The organism is Streptomyces roseoviridis (assembly GCF_039535235.1).
In the GTDB taxonomy this organism is placed as follows: Bacteria; Actinomycetota; Actinomycetes; order Streptomycetales; family Streptomycetaceae; genus Streptomyces; species Streptomyces roseoviridis.
Map to the genome: position 1 here is coordinate 2707739 of NZ_BAAAWU010000001.1, position 19118 is coordinate 2726856.

At 72.9% G+C, this 19118-nt stretch carries 17 protein-coding genes; 8 read left to right on the plus strand and 9 right to left on the minus strand.

All coding sequences use genetic code 11. The features are described 5' to 3' along the window. Positions 1 to 274: 274 nt before the first annotated feature. Together ABD954_RS11990 and ABD954_RS11995 are read left to right on the plus strand one after the other, a co-directional pair. Positions 275 to 1957 carry a chitinase gene (locus ABD954_RS11990; protein WP_382745848.1) on the plus strand — a complete coding sequence of 561 codons (1683 nt, stop codon included), beginning with the start codon at positions 275 to 277 and terminating at the stop codon, positions 1955 to 1957. Positions 1958 to 2238: 281 nt separating this feature from the next. Next, the gene (locus tag ABD954_RS11995) at positions 2239 to 3639 is read left to right on the plus strand and encodes a M14 family metallopeptidase (protein WP_345485929.1); all 1401 of its coding nucleotides are present in this window, start codon (positions 2239 to 2241) and stop codon (positions 3637 to 3639) included. Here ABD954_RS11995 and ABD954_RS12000 read toward each other — a convergent pair. The 4 genes from ABD954_RS12000 to ABD954_RS12015 form a co-directional block, all read right to left on the minus strand. Continuing rightward, on the minus strand, positions 3636 to 4223 hold the full coding sequence (locus ABD954_RS12000) for a hypothetical protein (RefSeq protein WP_345485930.1): 588 nt from the start codon (positions 4221 to 4223) through the stop codon (positions 3636 to 3638). The two genes, ABD954_RS11995 and ABD954_RS12000, sit on opposite strands and share 4 nt — an antisense overlap. 72 nt (positions 4224 to 4295) lie before the next feature. Beyond that, positions 4296 to 4706: a RidA family protein gene (locus tag ABD954_RS12005; RefSeq protein ID WP_345485931.1), complete on the minus strand. Its 411-nt coding sequence runs from the start codon at positions 4704 to 4706 to the stop codon at positions 4296 to 4298. Positions 4707 to 4724: 18 nt separating this feature from the next. Then, entirely contained in the window at positions 4725 to 5483 is a 759-nt protein-coding gene (locus tag ABD954_RS12010) for an IclR family transcriptional regulator (RefSeq protein ID WP_345485932.1), read from the minus strand. Then, positions 5480 to 6748: a PfkB family carbohydrate kinase gene (locus tag ABD954_RS12015; RefSeq protein WP_382745846.1), complete on the minus strand. Its 1269-nt coding sequence runs from the start codon at positions 6746 to 6748 to the stop codon at positions 5480 to 5482. The genes ABD954_RS12010 and ABD954_RS12015 overlap by 4 nt, the downstream gene beginning before the upstream one ends. 92 nt (positions 6749 to 6840) lie before the next feature. Between ABD954_RS12015 and ABD954_RS12020 the strand changes: the two genes are divergently transcribed. Both ABD954_RS12020 and ABD954_RS12025 read left to right on the plus strand, forming a co-directional pair. After that, a complete protein-coding gene (locus ABD954_RS12020) occupies positions 6841 to 8145 on the plus strand; it encodes an alanine racemase (RefSeq protein WP_345485934.1) in 1305 nt (434 codons plus the stop codon). Between the two features lie 16 nt (positions 8146 to 8161). Beyond that, on the plus strand, positions 8162 to 9754 hold the full coding sequence (locus tag ABD954_RS12025; RefSeq protein ID WP_345485935.1) for an N-acyl-D-amino-acid deacylase family protein: 1593 nt from the start codon (positions 8162 to 8164) through the stop codon (positions 9752 to 9754). A 71-nt stretch (positions 9755 to 9825) separates the two neighbouring features. Here ABD954_RS12025 and mptB read toward each other — a convergent pair whose 3' ends face one another. Both mptB and ABD954_RS12035 read right to left on the minus strand, forming a co-directional pair. Continuing rightward, on the minus strand, positions 9826 to 11394 hold the full coding sequence (mptB, locus tag ABD954_RS12030; protein WP_345485936.1) for a polyprenol phosphomannose-dependent alpha 1,6 mannosyltransferase MptB: 1569 nt from the start codon (positions 11392 to 11394) through the stop codon (positions 9826 to 9828). A 122-nt stretch (positions 11395 to 11516) separates the two neighbouring features. After that, the gene (locus ABD954_RS12035; RefSeq protein ID WP_345485937.1) at positions 11517 to 11969 is read right to left on the minus strand and encodes a hypothetical protein; all 453 of its coding nucleotides are present in this window, start codon (positions 11967 to 11969) and stop codon (positions 11517 to 11519) included. A 126-nt stretch (positions 11970 to 12095) separates the two neighbouring features. On the opposite strand from ABD954_RS12035, the gene ABD954_RS12040 reads away from it, so the two are divergent. After that, entirely contained in the window at positions 12096 to 13307 is a 1212-nt protein-coding gene (locus ABD954_RS12040; protein ID WP_345485938.1) for a pyridoxal phosphate-dependent aminotransferase, read from the plus strand. Between the two features lie 109 nt (positions 13308 to 13416). Further along, entirely contained in the window at positions 13417 to 13809 is a 393-nt protein-coding gene (locus ABD954_RS12045; protein ID WP_345485939.1) for an SCO4983 family protein, read from the plus strand. 259 nt (positions 13810 to 14068) lie between these two features. Here the strand turns inward: ABD954_RS12045 and ABD954_RS12050 are convergent, their stop codons facing one another. Next, positions 14069 to 15892 carry a phosphoenolpyruvate carboxykinase (GTP) gene (locus tag ABD954_RS12050; protein ID WP_345485940.1) on the minus strand — a complete coding sequence of 608 codons (1824 nt, stop codon included), beginning with the start codon at positions 15890 to 15892 and terminating at the stop codon, positions 14069 to 14071. Between the two features lie 197 nt (positions 15893 to 16089). Here ABD954_RS12050 and trhA point away from each other — a divergent pair, with 197 nt between their 5' ends. Next, positions 16090 to 16782, plus strand: coding sequence for a PAQR family membrane homeostasis protein TrhA (trhA, locus tag ABD954_RS12055; RefSeq protein WP_345485941.1), 693 nt, complete (start codon positions 16090 to 16092; stop codon positions 16780 to 16782). A 41-nt stretch (positions 16783 to 16823) separates the two neighbouring features. Next, positions 16824 to 17459, plus strand: coding sequence for an acyl-CoA-like ligand-binding transcription factor (locus ABD954_RS12060; protein ID WP_345485942.1), 636 nt, complete (start codon positions 16824 to 16826; stop codon positions 17457 to 17459). Here ABD954_RS12060 and ABD954_RS12065 read toward each other — a convergent pair. Both ABD954_RS12065 and ABD954_RS12070 read right to left on the minus strand, forming a co-directional pair. Beyond that, positions 17413 to 18459, minus strand: coding sequence for a glycoside hydrolase family 26 protein (locus ABD954_RS12065; RefSeq protein WP_345485943.1), 1047 nt, complete (start codon positions 18457 to 18459; stop codon positions 17413 to 17415). The two genes, ABD954_RS12060 and ABD954_RS12065, sit on opposite strands and share 47 nt — an antisense overlap. A 1-nt stretch (position 18460) precedes the next feature. Continuing rightward, positions 18461 to 19111, minus strand: coding sequence for a vitamin K epoxide reductase family protein (locus ABD954_RS12070; protein ID WP_345485944.1), 651 nt, complete (start codon positions 19109 to 19111; stop codon positions 18461 to 18463). Positions 19112 to 19118 lie beyond the last annotated feature (7 nt).

Sequence of the window (19118 nt, forward strand, 5' to 3'; positions counted from 1 at the left end):
GCACTTTATCCAGGCCACCTGAGTGGTGAACACACAATCGTGCAAGCTCCGTCACTTTCTCCCGGCACGTTCGATCGTGTGAACTGCGGTTTCTTCCACAGGTCTTGACAAGCCGATTGGTCTGGACCAGCTTGTTGCCTCGTCGAGGGCCTTCCCCGAGGCCCTCGTCAGGGCCTGCTGAAGGCCCGGCGGTGGCCACCGTTCCGCGCACCTCCCTCCTCCTCCGTACGAAGGCGTACGGCCTCCCCTCCCCCACTCCTCCCGGAGGCAGCAAGTGGACCGCACCACCTCAGCCGCCCTGGCGCTCGCCGTCGGCGCCGGGCTCGTCCTCGTCGGCGGCACCGGCACCGCGCAGGCGGCGGACGTCAACGTCGCGAAGAACGCGGGATTCGAGAACGGCCTCGCCAGCTGGTCCTGTTCGGCCGGCAGCGGCGCGGCCGTCTCCTCGCCGGTACGCACCGGGGCGGGCGCCCTGCGGGCCACCCCGGCCGGCCTGGACAACGCCAGGTGCACCCAGACCGTCGCCGTGAAGCCCGGCTCGACGTACACCCTGAGCGCCTGGGTGCAGGGCGGCTACGCGTACCTCGGCGCGAGCGGCACCGGCACCACCGACGTCTCCACCTGGACACCGGACAGCACCGCCTGGAAGCAGCTGACGACCACCTTCACCACCGGCCCCGCCACGACCTCGGTGCAGATCTACACGCACGGGTGGTACGGCACGGCCGCGTACTCCGTCGACGACGTCAGCGTCTTCGGCCCCGACGGGGGCGGCGGCACGGACCCGGAGCCGACCGTCCCGGCCACTCCCGCCGGCCTGGCCGCCGGCACCGTCACCTCGTCGTCGGTCTCGCTCTCCTGGGGCGCGGTCTCCGGCGCGACCGGCTACAAGGTCTACAGGGACGGCGCCCTGGCGACCACGGTGAACGGCACCTCGGCCACCGTCACCGGTCTCGCCGCCGACACGGCGTACCAGTTCCAGGTGGCGGCGACCAACGCGGCGGGAGAGTCCGTCAAGTCGGCCGCCGTCGCCGCGCGGACCGCCAAGGCCACCGACCCCGGCCCCGGCCCGGCCGTGCCGAAGCACGCGCTGACCGGCTACTGGCAGAACTTCGACAACGGCGCCAAGGTGCAGAAGCTGCGGGACGTGCAGGCGCAGTACGACATCATCGCCGTCTCCTTCGCGGACTCCACCGCCACGCCCGGTCAGATCGTCTTCAACCTCGACCCGGCCCTGGGCTACGCCTCGGTCGCCGACTTCAAGGCCGACATCGCGGCCAAGAAGGCGGCCGGCAAGTCCGTGATCATCTCGGTCGGCGGCGAGAAGGGGAACGTCACCATCAACAGTGACGCCTCCGCCACCGCCTTCGCGAACAGCGCGTACGCGCTGATGCAGGAGTACGGCTTCAACGGTGTCGACATCGACCTGGAGCACGGCATCAACTCCACGTACCTGACCAAGGCGCTGCGCCAGCTGTCCGCCAAGGCCGGTCCGTCGATGGTGCTGACGATGGCCCCGCAGACCATCGACATGCAGAACACGGGCACCGAGTACTTCAAAACCGCACTCGCCGTGAAGGACATCCTCACGGTGGTCAACATGCAGTACTACAACAGCGGTTCGATGCTCGGCTGTGACGGCAAGGTCTACAGTCAGGGCTCGGTGGACTTCCTCACCGCGCTGGCCTGCATCCAGCTCCAGGGCGGCCTGGACGCCTCCCAGGTCGGCCTGGGCGTGCCCGCCTCGACGCGGGGCGCGGGCAGCGGCTACGTCGACCCGCAGATCGTGAAGAACGCGCTCGACTGCCTGGCCCGGGGCACCGGCTGCGGCAGCTTCAAGCCCGCGAAGACGTACCCCGGCATCCGCGGCGCGATGACCTGGTCGACCAACTGGGACGCGACGGCCGGAAACGCCTGGTCGAACGCGGTCGGCCCGCACGTCCACAACCTGCCGTGACACCGCCCGTAACACCTCGCGGGGGATCGCGGTCCTTCCGCGCGCACCCTCCCTCGGGGACCTCTCCGGAGTCCCCCGAGGGGCCCCCTGGGTGACCTCCCTCCGGGGGAATCGCCCCGCAGCGCCGCCGCCTCCCCGGCGGCGCTGCGCCGTTTCCGGCCTCGGGAGACGGGAGAATGTGGCCGAACTCCACTCCTTGACCGGTGCATGCCATGCCCCCACGATGTGCACACCCGCACCAGTCTGTCGCACACCCCCACACTCCCCACCCAGGAGACAGCATGCGACTTCTCACCCGAGGTGCCCGAGGCGCCGGCGGCGTCCGCCCCGGCGGCACCCGCGGCATCAGCGGAGGAAGGTCCGCCACCCTCGCGGCCCTCCTGGCGCTCGCGCTCGCGGCGCCCCTCTCCGCCCTCACCACACCCGCCGGGGCCGACCCGGCGCCGACCGCCGTCGCGCAGGGCGGCGAGGAGGTGATCCGGCAGTACGAGATCGCCGGACCCGCCACCCCCGCCCAGCGCTCCGCCCTCACCGCCACCGGCGTCTCCATCGACGAGGTCGACGCCCGCTCGGTCGTCGTCAGCGCCAACGCCCAGCAGCTCGCCCACCTCAAGAGCCTCGGCTACAAGCCGGCCGCGCTGCCCGCGCCGCCCGACCGCAGCGGCGGCCACGACCACACCCAGGGCGTCGGGCCGCTCGACTTCCCCTCGGCCGACTCCAAGTACCACAACTACGCCGAGATGAACGCCGAGATCGACCAGCGGCTCGCCGCCTACCCGTCCATCATGAACAAGCGGGTCATCGGCAAGACCTACCAGGGCCGCGACATCGTCGCCATCAAGATCAGCGACAACGTCGGCACCGACGAGGCCGAGCCCGAGGTCCTGTTCACCCACCACCAGCACGCCCGCGAGCACCTGACCGTCGAGATGGCGCTCTACCTGCTGCGCGAGCTCGGCGCCGGCTACGGCACCGACTCCCGGATCACCGGCATGGTCAACAACCGGGAGATCTGGATCATCCCCGACCTCAACCCGGACGGCGGCGAGTACGACATCGCCAGCGGCTCCTACCGCAGCTGGCGCAAGAACCGGCAGCCCAACTCCGGCTCCTCGTACGTCGGCACGGACATGAACCGCAACTGGGACTACAAGTGGGGCTGCTGCGGCGGCTCCTCCGGCTCCAAGAGCTCCGAGACCTACCGCGGCGCCGCCCCCGAGTCCGCCCCCGAGGTGAAGGTCGTCGCCGACTTCGTCCGCTCGCGGGTCGTCGGCGGCAAGCAGCAGATCAAGACGGGCATCGACTTCCACACCTACAGCGAGCTCGTCCTCTGGCCGTTCGGCTGGACCACCGCCGACACGGCCGCGGGCATGACCCAGGACGACCGCGACGCCTTCGCCACGGTCGGCGGGAAGATGGCCGCCAGCAACGGCTACACGCCCGAGCAGTCCAGCGACCTCTACATCACGGACGGGTCGATCGACGACTACCTGTGGGGCGCGCACAAGATCTTCGGGTACACCTTCGAGATGTACCCGGCCTCGTCCTGGAACGGCGGCTTCTACCCGCCCGACGAGGTGATCGAGCGCGAGACCAGCCGCAACAGGGACGCCGTCCTGCAGCTCCTCGAGAACTCGGACTGCATGTACCGCTCCATCGGCAAGGCCGCGCAGTACTGCTAGGCGCTCCGGCCGGTCTCGTCGCGTCCGTCGGCCCCCAAAGCCCCGGCGCCCTCGTCGAAGTACGCGTCGAGCACCGCGTCGAGCCGCGCCTCCCACTCACCGATGCGCGCCCTGGACGGCGCCTCGATCTCGACCGGGTACCAGCGCCGGTCCGGGGTGTGCACGGTGACGGTGAACCGCTTGCCGAAACGGGCCGTCACGGTCTCCACCGCACCGATCTCGTCCCAGCGGAACTCGCAGTTCTCCTCGTCCAGGCCCAGACGTACGCCGGCGGCGTCGGCGACGATCCGGGCGCGCCGGTCGGCGGCCTCGAACACGGGGCCGCCTTCCCGCGTTCCGGGCTCCGCCCGGCCCGGGACGGCGTCGGCGACGGCGGTCTCGTCGACGGCCTCCACGGCGTCCTCGTCGACGGCCTCGTCCACCGCCGCGTCCACATCGGCGGCGGGCGCGGTGTCGTCCGCCGCCGCCTTCTCGGCCGTGGCCACCGGTGCCGCCGGGTTCGGTCCCATGATGCCGGGCACGAACGCCGGGTCCACCGCGGCACCTTGCAGGGGCTGAATGCTGGGTCCTGTGCGCTGCTCCACGGCGGAAGTATGGACGACGTTCCTGTGCGGAGCCCAGCCGCCCCCGCCACCGGAACGGACCCGCGGCAGCGGTCAGCCCAGGACGGCCAGCGCGTCGATCTCGATGAGCAGGCCCTTCGGCAGGCCGACGTAGACCGTCGTACGGGCCGGGGCCGGGGCCTTCAGGCCCTGCTCCTCGAAGTACGCGTCGTAGATCTCGTTCATCTCGGCGAAGTGGTCGACGTCGGTGAGGTAGACGCGCATCATCATCACGTCGTCCCAGGTGGCGCCGCCCTCCTCCAGGACCGCCTTGACGTTGGCGAAGGTCTGGAGGGTCTGCTCGCGCAGGGTCGGGCCGGCCGGCGTCGGGGGCTGCCCCGGCACGGCGGGCAGGAAGCCGACCTGCCCGGCGACCTGGAGGATGTTGCCCTTCCTCACCCCGTGGGAGAACCTCGCGGGCGGGGCGGCGTGCGTGGCGGGGATGAGCGCGGTCTTCTCGGTCATGGTTTTCCTCACGTGTCCTTATCGGTCCTTCGTCGGGGCGGTGCCCGAGTAGTCCCGGCTGATGTCGTCGGCGGTGCGCCGCACCAGCGGGAGCAGGGCGAGGAGTTCCTCGGCCGTGACGACGACGTTGGGCGCCGAGACCGACATCGCGGCGACGACCCGGCCGTCCGCGCCGCGGACGGGCGCGGCGACACAGTTGATGGACTCCTCGTGGCCGCCGAGGTCGGTGGCCCAGCCCTGTTCGCGCACGGTCGCCAGCTCCTTGAGGAAGGCAGCGGCGTTCGGCGTCGAACGGGGCGTGTACGGGGGGTAGTCGAGCCTGGCGGCCAGCGCGCGGCGCTCGGGTTCGGGCAGGTCGGCCAGGAGCAGCTTGGCGACGGCGGCGACGGTGATGGCGACGGGCTTGCCGATCCGCGAGTACATCCGGACCGGGTAGCGGCTCTCGACCTTGTCGATGTAGAGGACCTCGCCCTCCTCGTGGACGGCGAGATGGACGGTGTGGCCGATCCGTTCGTTCAGGGCGACGAGGTGCGGGTGGGCGATCTCGCGGATGTCGAGGTTCTCGACGGCCTCCTGGGCGAGGGCGAAGAGACGCGCGCCGAGGCGGTAGCGCTGGTCCTGCTGGCGGTAGACCAGGCCGTGTTCGTGGAGGGTGCGCAGCAGCCGCAGCGCGGTGGACTTGTGGACGCCGAGCCGGTCGGCGACCTGGCCGAGATCGGCGGGACCCTGCGCGAGCAGCGGCAGGATGCTGAGCGCGCGGTCGACGGTCTGGCTCATGGCGTACGTACCTCCTGGTCCTCCCCGGTCCAGCCGGGGCCGAGGTGAAGTGTCCCCCAGTCCTCGTCGTCGGCGGCGGCCAGCCGGTCGGCGTGGGCGCGCCGGGGCGGCACGGCGAGGTCCCCGGGCACGGTGAGGGCGGCGGCGGCCATGAGGTGCCCGTGCCGGATCCGCTCCTTGACCCCGAGTCCGCGCAGGGTCGCGGACAGGAACCCGGCGGCGAAGGCGTCACCGGCACCGACGGCGGCGACGACGTGGACGCGGGGGGCGGGGACGGCGGTGACGGTGTCGGGCGACCCGGCACAGGCGTCACCGGGCGCGGTGACGGTGCCGGGGGCGTTGACGGTGTCGGGCGACCCGGCACAGGCGGCACCGGGCGCGGAGGCGGGGCCGGGGCGGGCGCCGGGTCCGGAAGGACCGGTGGGGAGGGCGGCAGACGGTCCGTCGGGGGCGGTGCCGGACCGTCCGGCGGGCTCGTGATCCGCCCGGCGTTCGAAGGCCACCGCGCCCGTACCGCCCCGCTTCACGACCAGCACCGCCGGCTCCGGCAGGGCCGCCCGGACGGCCGCCGGGTCGCTGAGCCCCCACGCCGCCTCGGCCTCGTCCTGGCCGACGAAGACGAGGTCGGCGCCCCGGGCGAGCTCCAGCAGGATCCGGCCCCCGGCGGCCGGGTCGCGCCACAGACGGGGCCGGAAGTTGACGTCGAAGGAGACGAGCGGCCGCCCGGGCCGGGGCCCCGTCAGGTCCCGCATCAGGGCGAGGCAGTCGTCGGACAGGGCCGCCGTGACGCCGGAGAGGTGGAGGATCCGGCCGCCGGTCAGGGCCTCGTACGGCACGGTGGCGGGCGACATCGCCGAGGCGGCGGAGCCGGAGCGGTAGTAGAGGACCTCGTGGGCGGCGGCGGCCCGGTCGGCGGCGGTGCGGAAATAGACGCCGGTGGGCCGGTCGGGGTCGCGGACGACGGCGGAGACGTCGACGCCGTACGCGCCGATCGCCTCGGTCAGGTGGTCCCCGAAGCCGTCGTGGCCGACCCGGCCGACCCACCGGGCGCGGTGCCCGGCGGCGGCGAGCGCGCAGGCGACGTTGGACTCGGCGCCGCCGATGGCCCGGTCGAAGGAGGGGACGTCGGCCAGGCGGCCCGGCCGGGTGGGCAGAAGGGTGACCATGGACTCGCCGAGGCAGACGACGTCCACGGGCGCGTCCACGGTCGGGGTTCCGGTCACTGCGGGGCTCCTCGGCTTCGGTGCGGGAGGCGTGGGGTCCATTGACCCGGCGTCGGCCCGGATGTTAGACAGCCGTTAGCGATATGCGCAATGGTCGTTGCGCACAACGCAACGGCCTCGATGAGGAGATTCCCATGCCCCTGGACCTGGAGCCGGAGAGGGACCCGGACGGCCGGCCGGACCTGGCGGACGAGCGCGTCGACCACCGTTTCAAGGGTCTGCCGCCGGACGCCGAGGGCCTGACCGTCGGCGCGCTCGCCGCCCAGCGCCGCAACCTGTTCACCGGCGGCTTCACCACCCCGGTGCTGGCGCTCTCCGCCGAGTCCGTCGACCACAACCTCCGTCTCCTGGAGACCTACGCCGAGCGCCACGGCCTCGCCTTCGCCCCGCACGGCAAGACGTCCATGGCCCCCCAGCTGTTCGACCGGCAGATCGAGCACGGCGCGTGGGGCATCACCGCCGCCGTCCCCCACCAGGCCCGCGTCTACCGCGCCCACGGCATCGCCCGGATCTTCCTTGCCAACGAGCTCGTCGACGCCGTCGCCCTGCGCTGGCTCGCCGCCGAACTCGACGCCGACCCCGGCTTCCGCTTCGTCTGCTACGTCGACTCCGTCCGCGGCGTGGAGCTGATGGACGAGGCCCTGCGCGCGGCCGGGGCCCGACGTCCCGTGGACGTCGTCGTGGAGCTCGGCGCCGGTGACGGGGCCCGCACCGGCGCCCGTACCGAGGCCGACTGCGCCGCCGTCGCCGACGCGGTCGCCGGCGCCCGCACCCTGCGGCTCGTCGGCGTCGCCGGCTACGAGGGCGAGGTCCCCCGGGCGGACCAGGACCGGGTGCGGGCGTGGCTGCGCCGGCTGACGGCGCTCGCCGCGGAGTTCGACAAGGCCGGCCGCTTCGACGCCGGGATCGGCGAGATCGTCGTCAGCGCGGGCGGCAGCGCCTGGTTCGACACGGTCGCCGAGGTCTTCGCCGAGATCCCCGACCTGTCCCTGCCCGTCCTGAAGCTGCTGCGCTCCGGCGCGTACGTGTCCCACGACAGCGGCCACTACCGCACGCTCACCCCCTTCAACCGGGTGCCCGAGGAAGGCGCCCTGGAGCCCGCGTTCCGGCTCTGGGCGCAGGTCGTCTCGCGCCCGACCCCGGAGCAGGCGTTCACCAACGCGGGCAAGCGGGACGCCGCGTACGACCTCCATCTGCCCGAGGCGCAGGTCGTGCGGGACGCCCGCACCGGTGAGATCCGGCCCGCCGCGGGCATCACCGTCACCGGTCTGTCCGACCAGCACGGCTGGCTGCGGACCGAGCCGGACGCCGACCTGGAGGTCGGCGACTGGCTGGGCATGGGCCTGTCCCACCCGTGCACGTCCTTCGACAAGTGGCAGCTGATCCCGCTCGTGGCGGCGGACGGCACCGTCGTCGACTACGTCCGCACCTTCTTCTGACATTCCGGGGAGCCCCATGGATCTCGTCTTCCGTGACGCGGAGGTCGTCGACGGCAGCGGCGCGCCCTCCTACCGGGCCGACGTCGCCCTCGACGGCGGCCGGATCGCCGCGATCGTCAAGGAGGGCGCGGCGGCCGGCTGCCAGCGGCCCACCGCCCGGCGCGTCATCGACGCCGAGGGGCTCGTCCTGTCCCCCGGCTTCATCGACATGCACGCCCACAGCGACCTCGCGCTGCTCCGCGACCCGGACCACAGCGCGAAGGCCGCGCAGGGCGTCACCCTCGAGGTCCTGGGCCAGGACGGCCTGTCGTACGCGCCCGTCGACGACCGGACCCTCGACGAGGTCCGCCGGGCCGTCGCCGGCTGGAACGGCGGGGCGCCGGGGGACACGGGCGTCGACTTCGACTGGCGGACGGTGGGCGAGTACCTGGACCGGCTCGACCGGGGCATCGCCGTGAACGCCGCGTACCTCGTCCCGCAGGGGACCGTACGGATGTACGCGGTCGGCTGGGACGACCGGCCCGCCACCGAGGCCGAACTGAACCGGATGCGGCAGCTGGTCGCCGAAGGTCTGGAGCAGGGCGCGGTCGGCATGTCCTCGGGCCTCACCTACACGCCGGGGATGTACGCGCCGGACTCCGAACTCACCGAGCTGTGCCGGGTCGTGGCCCGGTACGGCGGCTACTACTGCCCGCACCACCGCTCCTACGGGGCGGGGGCGCTGGAGGCGTACGCGGAGATGGTGCGGCTCACCCGGGAGGCGGGCTGCGCCCTGCACCTGGCCCACGCCACCATGAACTTCGGCGTGAACGAGGGGCGGGCGCCGGAGCTCCTCGCCCTGCTCGACCGGGCCCTCGCCGACGGCTGCGACATCAGCCTCGACAGCTACCCCTACACCCCCGGCTGCACCACCCTCGCCGCCCTGCTGCCGAGCTGGGCCCACGAGGGCGGCCCCGAGGCCCTCCTGGCGCGGCTGCGCGACGACGTGACGGCGGAGCTGATCCGTCGTCACGTGGAGGAGCTGGGCTCGGACGGCTGCCACGGGGTGCCGGTCGAGTGGGGCACCATCGAGGTCTCCGGGGTGACCGGTCCGGCCCTCGCGGCCTTCGTCGGGCGCCGGGTGCCCGACTGGCCGACCGCCCGCCGGCTGCTGGTCGAGGACCGGTTGGGCTCGACGATCCTCCAGCACGTCGGCCACGAGGAGAACGTGCGGGCGATCATGCGGCACCGGGTGCACACCGGGGGCTCCGACGGCATCCTCCAGGGCGCGAAGCCGCACCCGCGGGCGTACGGCACCTTCCCCGAGTACCTCGGCCGCTACGTACGCGAGGAGGGCGTGCTCTCCCTGGAGGAGTGCGTCGCCCATCTCACCTCGCGCCCGGCCGCCCGCCTCCGTCTGCCCGACCGGGGCCTGGTCCGCGAGGGCTACGCCGCCGACCTGGTCCTCTTCGACCCGGCGACGGTCGCCTCCGGCGCGACGTACGCGTCCCCCCGCACGCTCCCCATCGGCATCCCGCACGTCCTGGTCGCCGGCCACTTCGTCATCGAGGACGGCCACCGCACGCCCGCCCTCCCGGGCCGCGCGATCCGCCGGACGCCCACCGCCTGACAGCAGTGCCCGGACCCGCACCACGGGAGCGCCGCACCGGTGGTGCGGGCGAGGCCCAGCGGGCCCGGGCGTCAGGCCCGCGCCCCGAGACCCCCCGTCCCGCTCCGCCGCTCACGCCGGTCCCTCCGGAGCCACAGCAGCCCCGCCGCCAGCGCCGCCCCCGCCAGGGCGAAGCCGTACCACGGGGTGTGGCCCGACGGAGCCGTCTCGTACGTCAGGGCGGCGGACAGGAGGGCGAGGAGGCGGCCCCAGGGGGTGTGCCAGGCGCCGGCCGCGGCGAGGGCGGCGAGGGGCCAGAGGAGGTACCAGGGCTGGACCATCGGGGAGAGCGCGACCAGGGCGAGGAGGGCGAGGCCGAGGGCGAGGAGCGGGGAGAGGCGGCCCTGCCAGGAGCGACGGGCGAGGAAGGCGATCAGCGCGAGCGCGGCGAGCAGGCCGAGCTTCTGGACCAGGGCCTTCACCGGCTCGGGGTCGTCCGCGACGAGCAGTCCGAGGCCGAGTCCGAGGTCGCTGGTGACGGAGAGCGCGGTGTGGATGGTGCCGGCCACGCTCTGGGTGCGCAGCCACCCGAAGCCGGTGCCGGCGAGTAGCGTCGCTCCCGCGGCGACCGCGGCCGCGACCGCCCCGGGCAGGACGAGGCCCCGCAGAAGGCCGCGTACGCCGCCGCCCCACCGGCGGGCCAGCATGACCCCGACGAAGAGGAGCGCGACGGCGGCGGGCGACTTGACCATCGCCGCCATGCCGATGAGGGCGCTGCCGAGCACCCACCGGTCGCGGACGGCGAGGAGCGTCCCGGCCAGCATGAGGCCGATCATCAGGCCGTCGTTGTGCAGGCCGCCGACGACGTGGAGGAGCAGGAGCGGGTTGAGCGCGGCGAGCCAGAGCGCCCCGGCCCGGGACCCCGTCGGGGCTCCCGTCGCACGGGCACCTGCCGCAAGGGCGCCCGTCGCCCGAGCACCCTCCGCCCGGTCGTCCCCCACGCCTCCCCCGCCCGCGTCGGCCAGTCCCCGCACCGACCAGACGATCAGCCCCAGCGCGGCCAGCGCGAGCAGCCGCATGCCGAGGACGGCGGGGACGACGGCGCCGCCGGTGAGCTGGACGACCGCTTGGGCGAGGACGAGGAAGACGGGCCCGTACGGAGCGGGGGTGTCCGTCCAGTGCCCGCCGACGCTGGCGGCGGCGTCCTGGCCGAGGTCGCCGGGGCCGAGGACGGAGGGCCCGGCCCCGTAGACGTCGTGGCCTTCGAGCACCATCGCGCCCTGGGCGATGTAGCTGTAGACGTCGGCGCTGTGCAGCGGCGGGGCGAGCAGCAGCGGCCCGGCCCACCAGCCGAGCGTCACCAGGACCCCGCGCTCCGCCCGCCCGTCGGCCCCGTCCCCGTCCGGGGCTCCCGCCCCGGACCGCGGTCCGTCCCCCGCGGCGAGCAGCCGCCGCCCGTACTGCCACCAGGCGGCGAGGAGCAGGGTCAGTCCGAGGTACGCGAGGATCGTGCCGGCCACGGTCACGCCCGTGCCGTGCCGCTCCCACAGGCCCCCGCCGCCCCGCACCGGCAGTGTCCCGGCCGCCCAGCCGCCGGCGGCGACGGCGAGCGATCCGGCCGCGCCGAGCCACCGGCACCCGGCGGTGCTGAACATCCACATGACGGGACAACCTATCCTGCGGCCCGCCGGGCGCCTCGTCCCCCGCGCGCCCGTCCCCGCCCGCACCCCGTCGCTCCCGGGCGGGCCGCCCTGCCCCGACCGGCCTCCCTCGGCTGCCTCGACTACCTCGGCTTCTTCGCCACGCCCGGGGCGGAGCCCGACTTCCCCGGGTGCTGGCCGGAGCCGGTGGTCCCGGCGGAGGGGGTCGCCGAGGGCGTGGTCCGGGCCGGAGCGGCCCCGGAGGTGGCGGAGGCCGCCGGGGTGGCCGGGGTGGCGGTGGGAGAACCGCTCGCCGGGCGGGACGGGCTGTTCGCCGGTGCGGTCGGGGTCCCGCTGGTCTCGTCGTCCGTGGCGCCGGCGTCGGGCTGGATCAACGCGGGCATGCCGGGGTGGCCGTCGTCCACGGCGGGGGCGCGGCCGGCCGGTCCGGAGTCGAGGGCGGTGACGGCGGCGAGGACGCCGATCACCACGACGGCCCCGCTCCCGATCATCCAGAGCGGGCCGGGGCCGCGGCGCCCGGTGGCGTGGCGGCGCCGTCTCGGGGGCTCGGCGCCCCCCGCGTTGTACTGGCTCACGAGGCGTGATTGTAGGGAGCACGACAGCGCCGGAGCGACGTGGGTCACACGTCCCGGACTCCGGGGCGTGCCCGACGTGTCCCAGAACACGAGGCGCGCCGCCCGGCCCCGCCGTAAGCTCTCGTCATGCAGGTGATCCAGTCCACGAAGCTCGCCAACGTCTGTTACGAAATCCGGGGCCCGGTGCTCGAAGAGGCGATGCGGCTGGAAGCTGCGGGTCACCGCATCCTCAAGCTCAACACGGGAAACCCGGCCGCCTTCGGCTTCGAGTGTCCGCCCGCCATCCTCGAGGACATGCTGCGCAACCTCGCCGAGGCGCACGGCTACGGCGACGCCAAGGGCCTGCTGTCCGCCCGGCGGGCGGTGATGAGCCACTACGAGACCAAGGGCATCCCCCTGTCGGTCGAGGACATCTATCTCGGCAACGGGGTGTCCGAGCTGATCCAGATGTCGATGCAGGCGCTGCTCGACGACGGCGACGAGGTGCTCGTCCCGGCCCCCGACTATCCGCTGTGGACGGCGTCGGTCTCGCTGGCCGGCGGTACGGCCGTGCACTACCGCTGCGACGAGCAGTCGGACTGGATGCCGGACCTCGCCGACATCGAGCGGAAGATCACCGATCGGACCAAGGCGATCGTGATCATCAATCCGAACAACCCGACCGGCGCCGTCTACGACGACGAGATGCTGCGGAGCCTGACGGAGATCGCCCGCCGCCACCGTCTGGTGGTCTGCTCGGACGAGATCTACGACAAGATCCTCTACGACGGAGTGACGCACACCCCGACCGCCGCCATCGCCCCCGACCTGCTGGTGCTGACCTTCAACGGGATGAGCAAGAACTACCGGGTGGCGGGTTTCCGCTCCGGCTGGCTCGCGGTCTGCGGCCCGAAGGCGCACGCCTCCTCGTACATCGAGGGGCTGACGATCCTCGCCAACATGCGGCTGTGCGCCAACATGCCGGCCCAGCACGCGGTGGCCGCCGCCCTGCAGGGGCGGCAGTCGATCGAGGACCTGGTGCTGCCGGGCGGGCGGCTCCTGGAGCAGCGGGACACGGCGTACGAACTGCTGACGCGGATCCCGGGCGTGACCTGCGTGAAGCCGAAGGGCGCCCTGTACCTCTTCCCGCGGCTCGACCCGAGCGTCTACAAGATCAAGGACGACCGGCAGATGGTCCTGGACCTGCTGCGGGCGGAGAAGATCATGGTGGTGCACGGGACCGGCTTCAACTGGCACGAGCCGGACCACTTCCGGATCGTGACGCTGCCGAACGCCACGGACCTGGCCGACGCGGTGACCCGGATCGGGAACTTCCTGGACGGCTACGGCCAGCACTGAGGGGCCGGGGCGGCCCCTCCGGATACCCCGGCACCGTTTCTCGACGCAGCTCAACTTTAGATCGAATCTAAGCTAGGATGTCTCCAGACCTACCGCAGGAGGCCATCCCATGTACGAACCGATCCGCACCAAGTCGGTCCACCGGATGGCCGACGACGACCGGAACGGCTACCCGCACCGCTCCCGCGAGGAAGAGCTGGACATCCAGCTCGCCGGCCACCTCTCCGCACTGCTCGCCGTCACCGACGAGCTCGGCGACACCGAGGCCGGCGAGCTCATCGCCCGGCAGGTGGCCCGGCTGCGCGGCGCGCCGCCGGCCCGCCACGCCGGCCTGAGCGGTGCCTCCCCCGCGGCGTTGCACCGCAAGGCCCACGCCCTGGCGGGCCGCGCCCTGGTCGTCGCCGCCTCCCGGGCCGACACGGCCGCCGCGATCCTCGCCGCCGAGCGCATGGACGCGCACACCGCGGCGCTCGCCGGGGAACCCCTGGTCGGCACCCCCTGACGGCCCCGGTCCGCGCGGCTCGACACCGCGCGGACCGGGCGCCACCCATCCCCCCCACGAATTCCGCTCACCGGCGCCCGCCGGGCTCCCGTGCCGCCCCCGCGGTGCTGCGCGCCGCTGAGGCGCGAAGTCCCGTGGACGTGCGCCGGCCCCCGGAGCCGTGAGGGGGCTCCGGGGGCCGGATGCGTCGTGGCGGGCCGTCGTGACCCCAGCTGGTCAGGGCGGAAATCGGGGCAACCCACCACGAGTCACGGGGGGACTAACCGAGGCGCTCCACGAGGGCGCGGTACTCGTCCCACAGCTCCTTCGGGGTGTGCTCGCCGAAGGTCTCCAGGTGCGCGGGGATGAGGGCGGCCTCCTCGCGCCAGATGTCCTTGTCGACGGTGAGCAGGAAGTCCAGGTCGGCCTCGGGCAGCTCCAGCCCGTCGAGGTCCAGGGCCTCCTTGGTGGGCAGCACGCCGATGGGGGTCTCGACGCCCTCGGCCTTGCCGTCGAGGCGCTCGACGATCCACTTCAGGACGCGGCTGTTCTCGCCGAAGCCGGGCCAGACGAACGCGCCCTCGTCGTTCTTGCGGAACCAGTTGACGTAGTAGATCTTCGGGAGCTTCGCCTGGTCGGCGCCCTGCCCGATCTTGATCCAGTGCGCCATGTAGTCGCCCATGTTGTAGCCGCAGAACGGCAGCATGGCGAACGGGTCGCGGCGCAGCTCGCCGACCTTGCCCTCGGCGGCGGCGGTCTTCTCGGAGGCCACGTTGGCGCCGAGGAAGACGCCGTGCTGCCAGTCGAAGGACTCGGTGACCAGCGGGACGGCAGAGGCGCGGCGGCCGCCGAAGAGGATGGCCGAGATCGGCACGCCCTTGGGGTCCTCCCACTCGGGCGCGATGATCGGGCACTGCGAGGCAGGCACGGTGAAGCGGGCGTTGGGGTGGGCGGCGGGCGTGCCGGACTCGGGGGTCCAGTCGTTGCCCTTCCAGTCGGTGAGGTGCCGCGGCTCGTCCTCCGTCATGCCCTCCCACCACACGTCGTTGTCGTCGGTGAGGGCCACGTTGGTGAAGACGGCGTTGCCCCAGAGGGTCTTCATGGCGTTGGCGTTGGTGTGCTCGCCGGTGCCGGGCGCGACGCCGAAGAAGCCGGCCTCGGGGTTGATCGCGTAGAGGCGGCCGTCCTCGCCGAAGCGCATCCAGGCGATGTCGTCGCCGATGGTCTCGACCGTCCAGCCGGAGATCGTGGGCTCCAGCATGGCGAGGTTGGTCTTGCCGCAGGCGGACGGGAAGGCGGCGGCCACGTACTTCGACTCGCCCTGCGGGGGCGTCAGCTTGAGGATGAGCATGTGCTCGGCGAGCCAGCCCTCGTCACGGGCCATGACGGAGGCGATGCGCAGGGCGTAGCACTTCTTGCCGAGCAGGGCGTTGCCGCCGTAGCCGGAGCCGTACGACCAGATCTCGCGGCTCTCGGGGAAGTGCGAGATGTACTTGGTGGAGTTGCAGGGCCACGGCACGTCCTCCTGGCCCTCCTCCAGCGGGGCGCCGAGGGTGTGGACGGCCTTGACGAAGAAGCCGTCGGTGCCGAGCTCGTCGAGGACGGCCTGTCCCATGCGGGTCATGGTGCGCATGGAGACGGCGACGTACGCGGAGTCGGTGATCTCGACGCCGATGGCGGAGAGCGGGGAGCCGACCGGGCCCATGCAGAAGGGCACGACGTACATGGTGCGGCCCTTCATGGAGCCGCGGAAGATCCCGTTCTCGCCGGCGAAGATCTCCTTCATCTCCGCGGGGGCCTTCCAGTGGTTGGTCGGGCCCGCGTCCTCCTCCTTCTCGGAGCAGATGAAGGTCCGGTCCTCGACGCGCGCGACGTCGGTCGGATCGGAGGCCGCGTAGTACGAGTTCGGGCGCAGGGTCGGGTCGAGCTTCTTGAACGTCCCCTTGGCGACGAGCTCCTCGCAGAGGCGCTCGTACTCGGCCTCGGACCCGTCGCACCAGACGACACGGTCGGGCTGGGTGATCTCGGCGATCTCGTTGACCCAGGAGACGAGCTCCCGGTGCTGGGTGGGGACGGTGGAGGGAGCCGCGTTGTCGCGCGCCACGATTGCTCCTTGAAGAGGGGTTTTTTAGATGTATGCCCCTTGGGGGCTGCGACCCGGATGCGTCGTAGGCGCTCATCCGGTGCCGACCGCACTCATTTGATCATCCGATGTCGGCGCCCATATGTCCAGAGGGCCTCACACGTGAGCATCGCCACTCATATCCGCTTCCTACGCAGGCGTAGGTAGCATGCGGGGACATGACTGCAGCCACCCCGGACCTCACCACCGCGGAGCAGCGCCCCTCGCTGCCGCTCCCCCTGAAACCGCTCCTCAGAGGCTGGTTGCACGCCGGAATGTTCCCCGCGGTGGTCGTCGCGGGCATCGCCCTGGTCGCCCTGTCCGACTCGCCGAGGGCCCGGATCGCCTGCGGGATCTACGCCCTCACCGCCTGCCTGCTCTTCGGCATCAGCGCCCTGTACCACCGGGGGAACTGGGGACCGCGCGGCGAGGCCGTGCTGCGGCGGCTCGACCACGCCAACATCTTCCTGATCATCGCGGGCACCTATACCCCGCTGACCCTGCTCCTCCTCCCCGATTCGACCGGCCGGCCGCTCATGTGGGCGGTCTGGGCCGCGGCCGCCGCCGGCATCGCCTTCCGGGTCTTCTGGGTCGGCGCCCCTCGCTGGCTGTACACGCCCTGCTACATCGCGATGGGCTGGGCCGCCGTCTTCTTCCTGCCCGACTTCATGCGGACCGGCGGCATCGCCGTCCTCGTCCTCGTCATCGTCGGCGGGCTGCTCTACAGCGCCGGCGGAGTCATCTACGGCATCAAGCGGCCCAACCCCTCGCCCCGCTGGTTCGGCTTCCACGAGGTCTTCCACTCGCTGACCCTCGCCGCCTTCACCGTCCACTACGTCGGCATCTCCCTGGTCGCCTACCAGCACGCCTGACCGGACCCGCCCGACCGGCCTGACCAGGCACAATGACGGTCATGGCCGCCCACAAGCCCCCTGCTCCGTCCCGCCCCTCGCTGCGTGAGCGCAAGAAGCTGAAGACCCGCACCGCGATCCGGAAGGCCGCCTACCGGCTCGCGGCCGAGCAGGGCTGGGAAGCCGCCACGGTCGAGCGGATCGCGGCGGCGGCCGAGGTCTCCCCCTCCACCGTCGTCCGCTACTTCCCCGTCAAGGAGGACATCCTCCTCACCGACGAGCAGGACGAGCTGCTGGTCGACCGGCTGCGCGCCCGCCCCGCGGGTGAGGACCCCCTCGACTCGCTGCGGGCCGTCGTCCTCGACGCGGTGACCTCCGCCCTCGCCACGGAGCCGGAGGAGACCCGGCTGCGCGCCCGCCTGATGGTCGAGATCCCCGCCGTCCGCGCCCGGCTCACCGAGACCACCGCCGAGACCGGCCGGCTGCTCTCCGGCGCCGTCGCCGAGCGCACCGGCCGGTCCCCCGACGACCTGGAGGTACGGGTCTTCACCGCCGCCGTCCTCGGCGCGCTGCGCGAGGCGACCGTCCACTGGGCCGAACACGGCCGGGGCGACGACCTCGTCGCCCTGCTCGACCGGACCGTCGACACCCTCAAGACGGGTCTGACGCCCCGCCCGCCGCGCCCAGCGCGCCCCTGACCACCTCGCCCGAGGCCGGATTGTCCGGGCACGCCCACACCCCGTGCGGGCAGTAGTCCGTGAAGGTCTGGTACACCGGCCGGTGCCGCGCGAACCAGTCCAGCATCCCCCGTACGTACGCCGGGTTGTCCCCGTTGCGGAACAGCCCCCACTCGGGGAACGACACCGGCTTGCCGTGCGCCGCCGCGAACCGGGCGTGGAAGGCGAGCCCGTACGGCTCGGTCACCTGCTCCTCGAACGACAGCCCCTCGGGCTGGTCATAGGCGTCCATGCCGACGATGTCCACGACGTCGTCGCCCGGGTAGCAGCGCGGCCACGCGACGGCGTCCGTCCCCCGGCTCGGCGTGAAGTCGAAGCGGAAGCGCTGCCCCGGCACCTCCCGCAGCACGGCCACCACCCGCCGCCAGTACGCCTTCCATCGCTCCGGGTCCGGGCCGCAGCGGTGCCCGTACGTGGTGCCGTTCATCTCCCAGCCGAGGACCAGGACCGCGTCGGCGAGCCGGTGCTCCACGAGACGGGCGCCCAGCGTCCCGAAGTGCCGGTCGAACTCGCCGGCCGCCCCGCGCGCGAGCCCGGCCCGCACCTCCGCGTCGGTGAGGCCCTCCTCGTTGCGGTCGAGCAGCGGCACGTTCAGGACGAACAGCCGCCCCGGCCGCCGCTCCTTCCACCGCGCCCACGGCTCGAACAGCGCCGGGTGCCCCTCGATGTTGGACCAGCGGTCACCCGGCAGATAGGTGTGCCCGACCATGAGCGGCTGCCCGCCCAGCCACTCCTCCACCTCGGCGATCCGGCGCACCCCGGCCGCGTCCGAGCCGGTGAAGAAGCCCGCGGGCACACCCGGGGCGGCCGACGGCGGCACCGGCTCCGTGCCGGGCGGCGCCGCCCGGTCACCGGTGTGCCGGTCCCCCGGGGCGAGCCGCTCGTACGGCAGCAGGAACACGAGGACGGCCGCGAGCAGCACGGCCAGTGCCACCCGCGGCCAGGAGAGGAGGGAGCGCACGTCAGCTGGTCCAGAACTCCCACCAGCGGGTCAGGATCAGCATGCCGATGATCCCGATGTGCAGCACCGGCAAGGCGAAGGCGAAGTCACCCAGGAAGCCCTTCACGGCGGCGGGCGCGGGCAGCACCCCGCTGCGCACGTTGTGCGCGGTGACGTACCAGAACATGACGATCGTGGCGCACCAGGCCAGACAGCACCACAGGCACAGCGAGTTGATCTCGTACAGCGACTGCTGCATCAGCCAGGTGCAGAACCCGACGCCGAACAGCATCCCGGCGTTCAGCCCGAGCCAGAACCAGCCCCGGTAGCGGGCACCGGCCAGCAGCCCCGCGCCCACCGCGACGACGGCGGCGTACGTGACGAGACCGAGGAGGGGGTTCGGGAAGCCGAACACGGCCGCCTGCTCGCTCTTCATGATGTTGCCGCAGGAGACGACCGGGTTCAGGCTGCAGCCCGGCTGGAACCCCGGGTCCTCGGCCAGCTTGATCTTGTCGATCGTGATGACCCAGCCGGCCAGCACGCCGGCCGCGCCCGTCACCACGAGCATCCAGGCGAAGGCCCGGCCCGCGCCGATGCCCTCGCCGCCCGTCCGCCCGGCGTCCCGCTGATGCCGCTGACCGGGCACCGGGCCCCGTACGTTGACCGTCGCCATCAGGCCG